The organism is Bradyrhizobium sp. MI1.10 (assembly GCF_055811035.1).
This window is the reverse complement of the sequence record NZ_JBVVPN010000059.1, coordinates 1-539: the sequence shown is the minus strand read 5'-3', so window position 1 is coordinate 539 and position 539 is coordinate 1.

The window sequence follows — 539 nt, the reverse complement described above, 5'->3', positions numbered from 1 at the left end:
CGCGGCCCGCCGGGCCGGCGCCCTGTGGGCTCGACCCCGCGCCCGCGCCGCGCCCGCGGGCGGCCCCCGCCCGGGGCGGGTGCGGCGGGCGGACCGGTCTCGGCGCTCAGCCGGGCAATGCATGGATAGCGCCGACACCATCCGCCGACACAATGAGCGCAGCCATCGTTCGTTCCCGAACTGTCCGATCGTTCGGGATATAATGGCAGTGCGTGACGCAAGACCGCTCGCGAACGTTTGCCCGCGCCGAAGCGCGTCGGGAAAAACAGGAACATTTTCTCGCACATCCCGTTTTGTCCCTTGACGATGTCGTGACAGCCGACGAAAGCTTGCGCGAACAGTTTTTGCGGGTCGGTGACCCCAAGAGGCCAAACCGGTCTGCACACAACGACAGACCTTCCAAGAGAGGGGGGGGGGCGGGGGGGGGCCGGGGCGGGGGGGGGCGGCCCCCCCCCCCCCCCCGCCCCCCCCCCCCCCCGCCGCCCCCCCCCCCCGCCCCGCGCCCGCCCCCGCGGCGCGCCCCGCGCCCCGGCGCGCGC